This is a genomic window from Acinetobacter sp. GG23 (assembly GCF_057766365.1).
Window position 1 is genome coordinate 210269 of the sequence record NZ_JBYMDJ010000006.1, and the last position, 13222, is coordinate 223490.

Genomic DNA, 13222 nt, shown 5'->3' on the forward strand with positions numbered 1-13222 from the left:
ACATTTAAAAATATCTTAACTTATTTAGTAAAAAATACGTCTTTTTTTATAAATTAATTGTTATTTTTTATAATGATAAGGTATAGATGATCCTGTTATTTATTGTTAACAAAATCATCTTTTATTTTGATTATTTTTTAGACTTTTAAACCGTAAAATCGTCACCTAAATACACTTGGCGCACCGTTTCATTTTCAAGCACCTCTTGCGGCGTTCCTTCTGCAATTACTGCACCTTCACTGACAATATAAGCGCGCTCACAAATTGCTAAAGTCTCTCGTACATTGTGATCAGTAATCAGCACCCCAATTCCACGATCTTTTAAATTTCGAATAATGTCTTTGATATCACCTACAGAAATAGGATCGACCCCGGCAAAAGGTTCATCGAGTAACATAAACTTAGGATCAGCAGCCAAAGCGCGAGCAATTTCGGCACGACGGCGTTCACCACCTGAAACACTCATCCCTAAAGAATCTTTAATATGGCTGATTTTAAAATCGGCCAGCAATTCACTTAAACGCTGTTGGCGTTGCTGTTTGTTCAAATCCTTACGGGTTTCAAGAATCGCCATAATATTCTCAGAAATGGTCAGTTTTCTAAAAATAGAAGCTTCTTGAGGTAAATAACCAATCCCTTTACGGGCACGTTCATGCATGGCCAAATCGGATAAATCAAGATCATCCAAATGAATCTCGCCTTTATCCATTCGGACTAAACCAACCACCATGTAGAAACTCGTGGTTTTACCTGCACCATTTGGTCCAAGTAATCCGACAATCTCCCCACTTTGCATTTGGAAAGAAACGTCCTTAACCACCCATCTTTTACTATAGTTTTTTGCAAGATGTTTAATACAAAGCGTTTGTGGTTGGTTTAACGATTGTTCCATTAATCACGTGCTCCCGGGAATGATTTTGAACTAGAAGGTGGAATGACAATTTGAACACGACCTGAAGATGAACCCGTGTTATTTGGCGTACCAGTAGCTTCAATATCACCCTTGTTCATACTATATTTCAAAGTATTACCACGAATACTTGCGCCACCTTGCTCTAATAATGCGTTGCCCGACAAGGTGATTATTCCGGTTTGGGCATTATAGAGAATTTTTTGTGCCTGCCCTTTGGCTAAACCTTTATTGACATCTACTTTTTGCTGAAAACGCGCAGGACCGCCTGTTGCCGTAATCGTGCTGATTTCTTTTTGACTGTTCAGATTGGCAATAATTGAATTGGCCTGCAATTTCATTGTGCCTTGCTCGATGATGACATTACCGCTATAAGTTGTCACACCCGTCTTTTCATTATAGGTTGCCCGATCAGCCACCAGGGAGATGGGCTGAGTTCTGTCAGAAGGAATGGCAAATGCCGTTGCCGATGAGAATACAACCAAACCGACTAAAGCTGCTTGCTGAAGCAAGGTTTTAGAAAATGTAAGCTTAAGATTCTGGTTCATATTTTCCTCGAATATTAAAAAATTCGTATTGACCGTTATTAAAATTGGCTTTCAGACCTTGGCTTACAAATTCAGCTTGCGGAGATTGCACAATTACTTGTTTATTGGTTTCGATTTCACGAGTTTTAGGGTATCCAGTCAACTCTGTGGTTCGAAACTGCATTTTGCCCTGTTGCATCAACTTAACCGCCAACACATCTCCAGACAAAACCACGCGTTCATTATCATCATAACCATTTGCGACTTTGGCATAAAAAGTGGCATCTACAGCACCATTTTTATACATAGACGCATTTAGATTGGTGAGTTTTGAGGTTTGTTTTTGCATGTCCTGTTCAAGACGATCGACCTGAGCACGAACATGCAAATTACCATTATCATCAGTTTGGGTAAGATTAATTTTTTCAGCAGAATAGGTCATACTCCTTGCTGAATCAACCTCAAGTTTATTACCCTTACCGCTGTAATAGTAGTAACCACCACTTATAGCTGCAATGGCTATAGCAGTTACGTATAAAACTTTTGTATCCATAAGTGTGGTACTTAACTCAAATGAAATGAATTATTTAACTATTAATGTGGGATAGACGTATATTTTTCAAGAAGCGTTTGGTAAGCCCCTTTGGCCATCAAAATCATATCGCAGATTTCACGTACCGCACCACGGCCACCCATTGCCTGAGTCACCAGATCTGCACGGCGACGGACTTCGACATGACCATTCGGCACAGTCACTTTCATGCCTGCAATGGCAAATGCAGAAAGATCAGGCCAATCATCACCCATATATAAACAGTCTTCTGGAGCAACATTCAATTGTGCACATGCTTCACGCAATGCAGTACCTTTATCTTCACGACCTTGAAAAACCAAGTCTACACCTAAATCAGACATGCGCTTTTCAACAATATTGCTTTTACGTCCAGTAATAATAATGACTTTGACACCTGCTTGCTGTACAAGTTTCATACCCAGGCCATCACGAATATCGAAAGATTTAATTTCATCCCCAGTATTGGTGAGTGTCACAAAGCCATCACTTAAAATACCATCGACATCAAGAACCAAAGCTTCAATATGACGCGCCTGTTCCAATAAAATATAAGATGCCATTTGTTAATTTACCCCAGCTTGAATCAAGTCATGCATGCTAATGACACCAATGACTTTATTTACATCATTTACAACAACAAATTGATTGATTTTCTTTTCGTTCATTCGCTCTAAAGCTTCAACAGCGCGAGCGTCTTGCGAAATGGTTAAAGGATTTTTAATCATCACTTCCGACGCCGCCAAATTCACATCAAAACCTTGTTGCTTATCAATTAGGCGACGTAAATCACCATCGGTAAAAATACCCAGTAGAACATCATTTTGATCTACAATTGTGGTTAAACCTAGGCGTTTGTTTGAAATTTCGTATAAAACCTGATTCATTGGTGTATCTGGAGATACTTTGGGTAATTCTGCACCGGTATGCATCAAATGTTTGACATGCAATAACAGACGTTTACCCAATGCACCCGCTGGATGTGACATGGCAAAGTCATCCGCAGTAAAACCACGTGCATCAAGCAAAGCGACAGCCAGTGCATCACCCAAGGCTAGAGTCGCAGTAGTACTTGAAGTAGGTGCCAAACCCAGCGGACAAGCTTCCTGAATATTACCCAAGGTTAAAGCCACGTCTGCATTTTGCGGCATTGGTCCTTTGTCATCACCACTAATGGTAATTAACGGAATTTCCAAACGCTTAATTAATGGCATTAGCATCATAATTTCATCACTCTTGCCCGAGTTTGAAATTGCAATCAAAACATCACCCGGTACCAGCATACCTAAATCGCCATGCCCTGCTTCACCTGGATGCATAAAAAATGAGGGTGTACCAGTAGATGCAAAGGTGGCCGCCATTTTACGGCCAATATGACCCGATTTGCCCATCCCGGTAATGACTAATCGCCCTCGACAATGCAAAATAATTTCGCATGCATGACTAAAACGGTCATCAATTTGCGTCGCCAATATTTCTAGCGCTTGTTCTTCTATACGCAAAGTTTCTAAGGCGACTTTTTGGAAATCTATTTGATTTGGCATATTTGGTGGGTTCAAAGTAGGTTTACCTTAACGCTGTAAAGCGTTGACTCTATTCAAGCAAAAATAATTTTCGCAATTTTATCATATCTATGCAAATCTCACGTTTCTAAATGTATAACTTTTCACACGTATATAAAAAAAGCGTATAAAACTTTATGAAAAAAAATGCTTAGGTTAAGATGAGCCATCTTATATTTAGCCTTTTGAAGACCTATGCAACCTTTTGTTCTATATAACTCAGAGCAACGTAAAAAAGTAGAATTTGTTCCGCGTGTGGAGGGACATATCGATATGTATGTTTGCGGTATGACCGTATATGACTATTGTCATATTGGACATGCTCGAGTCATGGTTGCATTTGACTACATTATTCGCTTCTTGCGCAGTCAAGGCTGGAAGGTAAAATATGTTCGTAATATTACTGACATTGACGACAAAATTATTAAACGTGCCAATGAAAATGGCGAAAGCATTACTGCATTAACAGATCGTTTTATTCAAGCGATGAATGAAGATGCTAAAAATTTGGGTTGCTTAGCCCCAGATGAAGCACCACGTGCGACTGACTATATTGATCAAATGCAAAACATGATTGGTAATTTAGTCAATAAAGGTACGGCTTATCCATCGAGTAATGGTGATGTGTATTTCCAGGTTGAAAAATTTGCCAAATACGGTCGTCTTTCTGGTCGCAAACTGGAAGATATGCAAGCCGGAGCCTCTGAGCGGGTCGATGTCGAAGTTGAAAAGAAACATCCGTTTGACTTCGTGCTGTGGAAACATGCCAAAGAAAATGAACCATCTTGGGCTTCACCTTGGGGCAATGGTCGCCCAGGCTGGCATATTGAATGTTCAGCCATGTCGACTTGCTGCCTAGGCAATCATTTTGATATTCATGGTGGCGGTTCGGATTTGACCTTCCCGCATCATGAAAATGAAATTGCACAAAGTGAAGCATCAACGGGTGAGCAGTATGTAAACTACTGGATGCACGTCGGTTTCATTAATGTTGATGGCGAAAAAATGTCTAAATCTTTAGGCAACTTCTTCACTATCCGTGATGTGATGGATAAATTTCATCCTGAAGTGATCCGTTACTTTATTGTGTCTTCACACTACCGTAGTCCAGTGAATTTCTCGGATACTGCCCTGAAAGAAGCAAAAAATACCCTTTCTCGTTTCTACCATTCATTCAAAGCTTATCAAGCAGTGTATGGTGACAAACAGGTGGAAAATTTAGATGAAACTTTAGTTGAACGTTTTAATACAGCAATGCGTGATGACTTCAATACCTCTGAAGCGATTGCAGTACTCTTTGAGATCAACAAAGAATTAAATCGTGCGGTAAAAGATGAAAACCAAGAACAGGCAACGCTTTACTATTCAACTTTACGCCACCTCACCAATATTCTTGGATTAGTTCAACATAATGTGAATGATTTCTTAAAGTCCGATATTGGTCAGGAAACTTTAGATTTAACTGCAGAACAAATTGAAGATTTAATTCAACAACGTGTTGAGGCCAAAAAAGCCAAAGAATTTGCCAAAGCCGATGAAATTCGCCAGTCTTTACTCGATCAAGGTGTAGTTTTGGAAGATACACGTCAAGGTACAATCTGGCGTCGTGCTGATTAATTAAACATTTGGAAGCATAAAGAGTTGACAGTTTCGTTAAATTCTCTATAATTCACAACCATTGCGGGAATAGCTCAGTTGGTAGAGCATAACCTTGCCAAGGTTGGGGTCGGGAGTTCGAGTCTCCTTTCCCGCTCCAGAATACGAAAAAGCCCTGATCATTGATCAGGGCTTTTTTTTTATATCGTTATTTTTATAGTTTTAATCTCAATCCTTTATCCCTGCTTTAACTCAAGGCACGCATACGACCAAAACAGGCATTCTATTTTTGCACTCCCCTTCACCAGAATGCATTTACATTCAATAAAATATTAATGATCTTAAGTTAATGGCATCCCAGCCGAAACACCACAAATACTGCAAAATAAGCTGAACATAAATTTAGATCATTACTCATGACGGTCTTAAAATTGAATACAAAGCAAATTGCGTCGGTGAAATTCCAATAAACTGCGTCAACTGATTTAAATAAATATTAAATGGGGTAATGGTCAGTGTAATGGTTGTACCAAATACCGCCATTCACACCAAAAAAATCTACCAAGCATAGAAAAACTTGTTCAAGTCGTTCAGTACTCCCCCCTGTTTCCTTACAGTCAATTACCTGAACAGTCAATCACCTAACCCAAGGAAAAAGTACAGATCACCTAGCTTTAGTCTTGAGTAATGTAACGAGTTAAAGCTGCTGCTGTTTCCTTCAATGCTTTAACTCTTTCGTGTTCAAAATCAATAGGAAGATGTAAGTCGCTTGCTAACGCTGCAATACAAAACTCAATCTCGCCATGGCTATTAAAAATTGGTACGCAGATCGCATTTACACCCACCAGCATATCGCCTGAAACTGTCGCAGCACCTTGCTGGATGATGCTTTGTTTCAATTCCAGAAACTCTTCCCAATTGGCAGGATAAACCTGTTGACTGAGTGCCTGTTTCTGTTGCCATTCACGTTCCATCAATGGTCGAACAATATCTTCCGCCATGAATGCAGCATAGGTACGACCGGTTGCTGAGTTCAGTAACGGCATAATTGAACCAACTCGGGTAATGACCGAAACCTGTTGATTCGGTTCAATCCATTGCACGATCAATGGTCCCTGAGAGGTCCATTTACTGATCTGTAAACCGCAATCAATCTTGCGGTGCAAATCGTAAATCATCGGTTGAGCCGCCTGAATCGTATCGGTTCTTTGAATACAACTTAAACCTAAACGCCACGCCTGTTCCCCGAGTGCATATCGTCCATCACCCAGTTGTCTGGCGTAATTCATTCGAACTAGACTCACGACATAACGATGAACTTTTGCAGGATGCATCGACAAATTTTCAGCAAGTTCTTTCAGCATCATGGGGGTTCGATGGGCAATCAGCGCATCAAGTACCGTCAACCCTACTTCTAAAGATTGAACCCCAGCTTGTGTTTTTTCTTCTGACATTGGTTTTCAAACTCTTAACTGCAATGACCAGCATTCTACTCGAAGCTAGTCAATTTCAAAGCATTACACAAGAAAAAATGGCTTTTCGACTGAGGCTACCCTTTTCCCTTGATGATCTAAAACTTAATCAAAGTTACGTTATTCATAATTAAATTATATATTGCGTAATTTTATAAAATAAGTATTATAAAAGGAATAGCAAAAATCAAGACAGCTTAGCAATACGTTATATAAGTTTTTTTAATTTCATTAATCATTTGTTTTTTAAATGAAAAATAAAATTAAAGCATTCAAAACCCAAGTCTGGGTTAGGTGGATAATTTTTAAAACTCGATGAGTAAAGCAATATCCGGACATTACTCCCTTTCAATACAAGGAACGTTTACATGACAGGTCAATTAAAATCATTTATTGAGGTCGCACAGGATTCGGATTTCCCCATCCAGAACTTACCTTTTGGTGTATTTAGTGAATCAGCTGAAGGCGAACGTCGTGTGGGTGTCGCATTAGGCGAGTGGGTGGTCGATCTTGCTGCTCTTGAGGCGAATGGCTTCTTGAAAATCAATCCAGACGAAACTTATTTCAATCAATCGACATTGAACAAGTTCATTGAATCCGGAAAAACCAATTGGTCTAAGGTTCGTGCAGAACTTCAAGATATTTTATCTGCAGAGAATGCAACATTACGTGATAATGAAGCATTACGTAAGCAAGCTTTCTTTAAACAAGCAGATGTAACGCTGCATTTACCAGTCCATGTTCCAGGCTATACCGATTTCTATTCATCGAAAGAACACGCCACCAACGTCGGTTGCATGTTCCGTGATCCTAAAAATGCACTCTTGGCCAACTGGTCAGAATTACCTGTAGGTTATAACGGTCGTGCCAGCTCTGTGATCGTGAGTGGTACAAATATAGTGCGTCCATCCGGTCAGATCAAACTTGCAAATAGTGATCGTCCAGTATTCTCGGCTTGTCGCAAACTCGATTTCGAACTTGAAACCGGTTTCATTGTGGGTAAGCCCAATAAACTCGGTGAACCCATCTCCATTGAAAATGCCTGGGATCATATTTTTGGCATGGTGTTATTTAATGACTGGTCGGCACGCGATTTACAACAATGGGAATACGTACCTTTAGGCCCATTCAATGCAAAAACTTTTGCATCTTCAATTTCGCCATGGATTGTGACCATGGAAGCACTTGAGCCATTTAAAACCAGCTCACCTGTCCAGGAACCAAAGCCTCTCGCCTACTTGTGTGAAGATCATTTAAACAACAGTTATGACATTAACCTATCTGTAGAAATTCAGGCTGAAGGTAGCGAAAAAGCTGACGTGATCAGCCAAACCAATTTCAAATATATGTACTGGTCGATGTCTCAACAGTTAACCCATCACACCATTGCTGGCTGTAATGTCCAAGTCGGTGACTTGATGGGTTCAGGTACGATTTCTGGTCCTACACCTGACTCTTATGGCTCTTTACTGGAAATTACCTGGAATGCGACTAAGCCACTGACCCTTTCCAATGGCGAACAGCGCAGTTTTATACAAGATGGCGACACATTGACCATGAAAGGCTACTGTGAAAAAGATGGCTTACGCATCGGTTTCGGTGAAGTGTCTGGTACCGTGCTGCCTGCGGTTGAATTTGACTTCGCTGCCGATACTGCCGAGGAGCAACTCAGTGAAACTGTATAGCTACTTTCGAAGTTCTGCGGCATACCGTGTACGGATTGCCTTGAACTTAAAAAGTCTGGAAACTGAAGTTATCCCTGTGCATTTGCTTAAAAATGGCGGTGAGCAGCACAGCGCTGAATACCGTCAGATTAATCCGAGTGAACTTGTACCTGCTTGGGTTGAGGATGCACATGAAGGTGGCTTCATCCTGACCCAATCTTTAAGCATTTTGGAATATCTAGAAGAACAGCATCCAGAAACAGCCTTATTGCCGCAGGACATTGAACAACGTGCCTTGATCCGCGCCTTTAGCCAAAGCATTGCCTGCGATATTCATCCACTCAACAACTTACGGGTTTTGCAATATTTATCCCACGTTTTAACAGTGTCGGATGAACAGAAATCTACTTGGTACAAGCATTGGGTTGAAACCGGTTTTGCCGGATTAGAAGTCCAGCTTAAAGATTCAAATGGCAAATTCTGCTTTGGCGAAACAGCCACTTTTGCAGATTGCTGCTTGGTGCCACAAGTGTATAACGCATTACGTTTCAATATTGATTTAGCAGCCTACCCTAAAATTGCTGCGATTTACCAGCACTGTAATACGCTCTCTGCATTCCAGAACGCTGCGCCTGAAGCGCAAGCTGATGCAGCTTAAATTTTAAATAAGGATATTTATATGGCGATTCAAATCGAAAAAATTCACCACGTGGCTTACCGCTGTAAAGATGCCAAAGAAACCGTGGAATGGTACAAAAAGAACCTCAATATGGACTTCATTTTAGCCTTTGCTGAAGACTATGTCCCTTCAACCAAAGCCTTTGACCCCTACATGCATTTATTTTTAGATGCCGGTAATGGCAACGTTTTGGCCTTCTTTGAATTGCCGACCCAACCGGAAATGGGCCGTGATGAAAACACGCCAAAATGGGTACAGCACATTGCATTAAAAGTAAAAGACCGTGCAGCACTGCTTGAGGCAAAAGAACATCTAGAAGCCAATGGCAACAATGTATTGGGCATCACCAATCACGGTATTTTCCATTCAATCTACTTCTTCGATCCAAATGGTCACCGTCTGGAGTTGGCGTATGACGATGAAAAAGCACCGGCAAAAATCGCCATGATCACGGAAGAAATGAAATATGACATGCTGGAACAGTGGAGCCGAAGTAAACGTGCACCCCATCATACCCATTTCTTGCATGCAGATGAACTGGACGAAGCCACTGCTCTTACAAAAGTGGATTCCTAATCATTGATCTAAAAAAAACTAGGCGATTGATCTAAAAAATCAGGGGAAGATTGAGTCATGAATAAAGTCGTTGCCAGTGCACAAGAAGCATTAGCCGGTATTGTCGCAGATCACCAAACTTTAGCCGTAGGCGGTTTTGGGTTATGCGGTATTCCTGAAGCATTGATTGATGCATTAAAACAAACCGGAGTGAAAGGTTTAACCTGTATTTCCAACAATGCTGGCGTGGATGATTTTGGTTTGGGCAAATTATTGCAAACCAAACAAATCAAAAAAATGATTTCATCCTATGTCGGTGAAAACAAGGAATTTGAACGTCAATATTTAAATGGTGAACTTGAAGTCGAACTCACTCCCCAAGGTACCCTGGCTGAAAAATTACGTTCTGGCGGTGCAGGTATTCCCGCATTCTTCACTCAAACTGGTGTTGGTACATCAATTGCTGAAGGTAAAGAAAGTCGTTTTTTTAATGGCAAAGAATACATCTTGGAAAACACCCTGACTGCTGAGGTGGCTTTGGTGAAAGCCTATAAAGCAGACAAGGCCGGCAATTTGGTATTCCGTAAAACTGCACGCAACTTCAATCCTGAATGTGCTATTGCAGGTAAGTTCACTGTAGTTGAGGTTGAACAACTGGTTGAAATTGGAGAGATCGATCCTGATGATATCCATCTACCAGGTATTTACGTCAACCGTATCGTCGTCAATGCAACGCCTGAAAAGCGCATTGAACAAATGACTTTAAAAGTGGAGGCTTAAATCATGGCTTGGACACGCAATGAAATGGCACAGCGCGCTGCGCTTGAGCTTGAAGATGGCTTCTACGTAAATTTAGGGATTGGCTTGCCGACTCTGGTTGCCAACTATATTCCTGAAGGCATCAATGTCTGGTTACAGTCAGAAAATGGCTTATTGGGCATTGATGAATTTCCCACAGCGGAAACAGTCGATGCCGACCTGATTAATGCCGGTAAACAAACCGTAACGGCTCGCCCCGGCGCAGCATTTTTTTCGAGTTCAGAATCCTTTGCCATGATCCGGGGCGGTCATGTCAATATCGCGATTTTAGGCGCGATGGAAGTATCAGAAACGGGTGATTTGGCCAACTGGATGATTCCGGGTAAAAAAGTCAAAGGTATGGGCGGTGCCATGGATCTGGTTGCTGGGGTACAAAAAGTAGTGGTGCTGATGGAACAGAATGCCAAAGACGGCAGCCCGAAAATCGTCAATCAGTGTACCCTGCCTTTAACCGGAAAAGGTGTGGTCAACCGGGTGATTAGCGATTTAGGCGTGATGGATATTACGGCTGATGGCATCAAACTGATTGAACTGGCAACAGATGTCACGCTTGAACAGATTCAGGCAGCCACAGGTGTGGAACTGATCACCACTGAATTAAATGCAGCTTAATATTTAAAAATAGTCAGGTGAAAATTAGAGCAGCTTCGGCTGCTTTTATGTATTTGAATACTCAATAATTCATTAAAATACACGTCGTAGGAAAGTAATTAAAATTCCAATTGAGCTACGACCATAAAACTATACGCATGAACGTGATTAGGGAATAAACTTTGATCACTTCTTTTTTATAGACCTTGAAAGAGCAAAAAAATATGTCACAACAAGATTTTGAAAATGGCTTAAAAGTTCGTACCGAAGTCATGGGCGAATCTTTCGTAAAACGTGCGCAAGACAATACTGTGCCCTTTACTCAACCCTTGCAGGACTGGATAAATGAACATGCCTGGGGCTCAACCTGGCAACGTGAAGGCGTATTGCCACGTAAGTACCGCTCACTCATTACCATTGCATTTTTAACTGCACAAAAAAGCCCAACTGAGCTTAAGGGTCATGTCCGTGGTGCACTCAATAACGGGGCGACGGTAGAAGAAATTCAGGAAGTATTGCTTCACAGCTTGCCCTACTGTGGCGCGCCCGCAACCCAAGAAGCCTTTCGTGCCGCACTTGAAGTCATTAATGAATATCAAAAACCTGAATAATTTATTTTAATTTTTATGGCGATAGCTTGAGTATCTTAGGATTTAAAATGCTTAGGCTATTTTATTTTTTATTGAATGAAGTAAGATGACCGCTTAGATATTGGATTTTACTTATTCTGTAGTTGCCCTTGATTTAACTGCACAATATCTGCCTCTAAATATTCCAGTTCCTGCAGATGATGAGTCACATAAATCATCGGCAAATCCAGCTCATCTTTCATCCGTTTTAAAAACGGTAAAATCTGCTGTTTTAGTTTGCTATCCAATCCGGTTAAAGGCTCATCCAGTAACAATAAATTCGGTGAAGATAATAAGGCACGGCCAATCGCCACACGCTGTGCTTCCCCGCCTGAAAGTTGATGTGCTTTACGCTGAATCAGGGGTCGTAATTCCAGTAATTCCAGCACTTCTTCAAACTGAAATTTTCCTTCCAAGTTGGCTACTAATTTTTCTGCATAACGTAGATTCTGCTGTACATTCATGTGTGGGAACAGCAAGGCATTCTGGAAAACTAAAGCAATTTTACGTTGATGCATCGGTACATAAATTTTTTGCTCTGTGTCTACTAAAATACGCTGATTAAACTGGATGGAACCCTGCTGAGGTTGCAACAGCCCAACAATGTTTTTTAGAAATGTACTTTTACCACTTCCTGATGCCCCGACGATGCCTAATAACGTTTGCTGCACTTCTAGTTTGATCTTTAATAAAAAATCAGCCTGTTGATATTGAAAATCACATTTCAACATATCAGCCTCCCAATTTACGTTGATACTTTTGCAAAATAAAATAATTGGCAATCAGAGCTGAAAATGCCAAAACCAAGGACAAGGCAACCAGACGCATTGCCATGTTTTCACCATCCGGCTGTTGCAGAAATGAATAAATCGCAATAGGAATGGTGCGGGTTTCATCAGGAATATTTCCCACAAAAGTAATGGTGGCACCGAACTCACCCAGACTTCGGCTAAAACATAAAATACTGCCAATCACAATTCCGGGAATCGCCAAAGGCAGGCTAATACTGCAAAATACCCTGAACGGACTTGCTCCCAATGAACCGGCCACCTGTTCCAATTGCCGATTAATCAATTGAAAAGACAGGCGAATCGGCTGCACCATCAATGGAAACGCCACAATCATCGAAGCCAGTACTGCCCCCTTCCAGTTAAATGCCAGTTCAATCCCCATTGCATTCAGATATTGTCCGATCCAGCCTTTATTGCCAAACAGAACCAAAAGCAAATAACCCAAAACCACAGGCGGCAAGACCATCGGCAATTGTAAACACGCTTCGACCAGAAACTTCAGCCGGAATTCATAACGCGCCAAATACCAGCCCATAGCTATAGCAAGAGGCAGACTCGTGACCGTTGCCCATAAGGCGACTTTTGCCGAAAGATATAAGGCACTCAGTTCTTCGGGACTGAACATGGGTTCGCTGTCTCCTGTTGCATCTGCCTAGGATTTCAGCTTAAAGCCATATTGCTGGAAAATGCTTTTAGCTGGGTAACTGCTTTTTATGAACTGTTCAAATTGTAGGGCTTCTTTATTTTTTGCACCCTGTTTGGTCAAAGCCAGTGGATAAACAATCGGGCTGTGGGAATTGCCCGGCAAAACTCCAATTATTTTGACTTTCTGGCTGATGAGTGCATCTGTTTTATA

At 41.1% G+C, this 13222-nt stretch carries 16 protein-coding genes and 1 tRNA gene; 8 read left to right on the forward strand and 9 right to left on the reverse strand.

What is annotated here, in order from left to right; translation table 11 throughout:
• Positions 1–145: 145 nt before the first annotated feature.
• The 5 genes from lptB to AC3CAU_RS11675 are packed head-to-tail and all read right to left on the reverse strand — an operon-like array spanning position 146 to position 3552.
• Positions 146–892, reverse strand: a complete 747-nt coding sequence (gene lptB, locus AC3CAU_RS11655; RefSeq protein WP_447052837.1) for an LPS export ABC transporter ATP-binding protein — start codon at positions 890–892, stop codon at positions 146–148.
• Positions 892–1458 carry a lipopolysaccharide transport periplasmic protein LptA gene (lptA, locus tag AC3CAU_RS11660; RefSeq protein ID WP_131217003.1) on the reverse strand — a complete coding sequence of 189 codons (567 nt, stop codon included), beginning with the start codon at positions 1456–1458 and terminating at the stop codon, positions 892–894. The genes lptB and lptA overlap by 1 nt, the downstream gene beginning before the upstream one ends.
• The gene (gene lptC / locus AC3CAU_RS11665; RefSeq protein WP_131217005.1) at positions 1442–1990 is read right to left on the reverse strand and encodes an LPS export ABC transporter periplasmic protein LptC; all 549 of its coding nucleotides are present in this window, start codon (positions 1988–1990) and stop codon (positions 1442–1444) included. The genes lptA and lptC overlap by 17 nt, the downstream gene beginning before the upstream one ends.
• Positions 1991–2031: 41 nt before the next feature.
• Positions 2032–2571, reverse strand: coding sequence for a KdsC family phosphatase (locus tag AC3CAU_RS11670; RefSeq protein WP_447052836.1), 540 nt, complete (start codon positions 2569–2571; stop codon positions 2032–2034).
• A gap of 3 nt (positions 2572–2574) precedes the next feature.
• On the reverse strand, positions 2575–3552 hold the full coding sequence (locus tag AC3CAU_RS11675) for a KpsF/GutQ family sugar-phosphate isomerase (RefSeq protein WP_131217009.1): 978 nt from the start codon (positions 3550–3552) through the stop codon (positions 2575–2577).
• A gap of 213 nt (positions 3553–3765) precedes the next feature.
• Between AC3CAU_RS11675 and cysS the strand changes: the two genes are divergently transcribed.
• Positions 3766–5187: a cysteine--tRNA ligase gene (cysS, locus tag AC3CAU_RS11680; protein ID WP_447052835.1), complete on the forward strand. Its 1422-nt coding sequence runs from the start codon at positions 3766–3768 to the stop codon at positions 5185–5187.
• Positions 5188–5250: 63 nt separating this feature from the next.
• Positions 5251–5326 (forward strand) — tRNA-Gly (locus tag AC3CAU_RS11685).
• A 514-nt stretch (positions 5327–5840) separates the two neighbouring features.
• On the opposite strand, the gene AC3CAU_RS11690 is transcribed toward AC3CAU_RS11685, so the two are convergent.
• Positions 5841–6620: an IclR family transcriptional regulator gene (locus AC3CAU_RS11690; protein WP_447052834.1), complete on the reverse strand. Its 780-nt coding sequence runs from the start codon at positions 6618–6620 to the stop codon at positions 5841–5843.
• Between the two features lie 386 nt (positions 6621–7006).
• On the opposite strand from AC3CAU_RS11690, the gene fahA reads away from it, so the two are divergent.
• From fahA to AC3CAU_RS11720, 6 genes are all read left to right on the forward strand, one after another.
• Entirely contained in the window at positions 7007–8323 is a 1317-nt protein-coding gene (fahA, locus tag AC3CAU_RS11695) for a fumarylacetoacetase (protein ID WP_447052833.1), read from the forward strand.
• A complete protein-coding gene (maiA, locus tag AC3CAU_RS11700) occupies positions 8310–8960 on the forward strand; it encodes a maleylacetoacetate isomerase (protein WP_424621126.1) in 651 nt (216 codons plus the stop codon). Before fahA ends, maiA begins: the two co-directional genes overlap by 14 nt.
• Before the next feature lie 21 nt (positions 8961–8981).
• Positions 8982–9557, forward strand: a complete 576-nt coding sequence (locus tag AC3CAU_RS11705; RefSeq protein WP_447052832.1) for a VOC family protein — start codon at positions 8982–8984, stop codon at positions 9555–9557.
• Positions 9558–9614: 57 nt separating this feature from the next.
• Complete coding sequence (locus AC3CAU_RS11710) at positions 9615–10316, forward strand: CoA transferase subunit A (protein ID WP_447052831.1); 702 nt, start codon at positions 9615–9617, stop codon at positions 10314–10316.
• A gap of 3 nt (positions 10317–10319) precedes the next feature.
• Entirely contained in the window at positions 10320–10967 is a 648-nt protein-coding gene (locus tag AC3CAU_RS11715) for a 3-oxoacid CoA-transferase subunit B (protein WP_131217023.1), read from the forward strand.
• Positions 10968–11170: 203 nt separating this feature from the next.
• Positions 11171–11557: a carboxymuconolactone decarboxylase family protein gene (locus AC3CAU_RS11720; protein ID WP_131289657.1), complete on the forward strand. Its 387-nt coding sequence runs from the start codon at positions 11171–11173 to the stop codon at positions 11555–11557.
• 107 nt (positions 11558–11664) lie between these two features.
• Here the strand turns inward: AC3CAU_RS11720 and AC3CAU_RS11725 are convergent, their stop codons facing one another.
• The 3 genes from AC3CAU_RS11725 to AC3CAU_RS11735 form a co-directional block, all read right to left on the reverse strand.
• Positions 11665–12306 carry an ATP-binding cassette domain-containing protein gene (locus AC3CAU_RS11725; RefSeq protein WP_424621231.1) on the reverse strand — a complete coding sequence of 214 codons (642 nt, stop codon included), beginning with the start codon at positions 12304–12306 and terminating at the stop codon, positions 11665–11667.
• A gap of 1 nt (position 12307) precedes the next feature.
• Positions 12308–12991 (reverse strand): molybdate ABC transporter permease subunit, encoded by a 684-nt coding sequence (gene modB, locus AC3CAU_RS11730; RefSeq protein ID WP_424621229.1) that lies wholly within the window; start codon positions 12989–12991, stop codon positions 12308–12310.
• A 27-nt stretch (positions 12992–13018) separates the two neighbouring features.
• Positions 13019–13222, reverse strand: a 204-nt coding sequence (locus tag AC3CAU_RS11735) for a substrate-binding domain-containing protein (RefSeq protein WP_488368488.1), incomplete at its 5' end; no start/stop codon positions are given.

What these genes read in the sequence shown, in the direction of transcription:
- AC3CAU_RS11720 (WP_131289657.1), top strand. Translation starts at nt 11,171, where the DNA reads ATGTCACAACAAGATTTTGAAAATGGCTTAAAAGTTCGTACCGAAGTC.
- AC3CAU_RS11690 (WP_447052834.1), bottom strand. Translation starts at nt 6,620, where the DNA reads ATGTCAGAAGAAAAAACACAAGCTGGGGTTCAATCTTTAGAAGTAGGG.
- fahA (WP_447052833.1), top strand. Translation starts at nt 7,007, where the DNA reads ATGACAGGTCAATTAAAATCATTTATTGAGGTCGCACAGGATTCGGAT.
- AC3CAU_RS11670 (WP_447052836.1), bottom strand. Translation starts at nt 2,571, where the DNA reads ATGGCATCTTATATTTTATTGGAACAGGCGCGTCATATTGAAGCTTTG.
- AC3CAU_RS11725 (WP_424621231.1), bottom strand. Translation starts at nt 12,306, where the DNA reads ATGTTGAAATGTGATTTTCAATATCAACAGGCTGATTTTTTATTAAAG.
- cysS (WP_447052835.1), top strand. Translation starts at nt 3,766, where the DNA reads ATGCAACCTTTTGTTCTATATAACTCAGAGCAACGTAAAAAAGTAGAA.
- AC3CAU_RS11715 (WP_131217023.1), top strand. Translation starts at nt 10,320, where the DNA reads ATGGCTTGGACACGCAATGAAATGGCACAGCGCGCTGCGCTTGAGCTT.
- lptA (WP_131217003.1), bottom strand. Translation starts at nt 1,458, where the DNA reads ATGAACCAGAATCTTAAGCTTACATTTTCTAAAACCTTGCTTCAGCAA.
- AC3CAU_RS11675 (WP_131217009.1), bottom strand. Translation starts at nt 3,552, where the DNA reads ATGCCAAATCAAATAGATTTCCAAAAAGTCGCCTTAGAAACTTTGCGT.
- AC3CAU_RS11710 (WP_447052831.1), top strand. Translation starts at nt 9,615, where the DNA reads ATGAATAAAGTCGTTGCCAGTGCACAAGAAGCATTAGCCGGTATTGTC.
- lptC (WP_131217005.1), bottom strand. Translation starts at nt 1,990, where the DNA reads ATGGATACAAAAGTTTTATACGTAACTGCTATAGCCATTGCAGCTATA.
- lptB (WP_447052837.1), bottom strand. Translation starts at nt 892, where the DNA reads ATGGAACAATCGTTAAACCAACCACAAACGCTTTGTATTAAACATCTT.
- modB (WP_424621229.1), bottom strand. Translation starts at nt 12,991, where the DNA reads ATGTTCAGTCCCGAAGAACTGAGTGCCTTATATCTTTCGGCAAAAGTC.
- AC3CAU_RS11705 (WP_447052832.1), top strand. Translation starts at nt 8,982, where the DNA reads ATGGCGATTCAAATCGAAAAAATTCACCACGTGGCTTACCGCTGTAAA.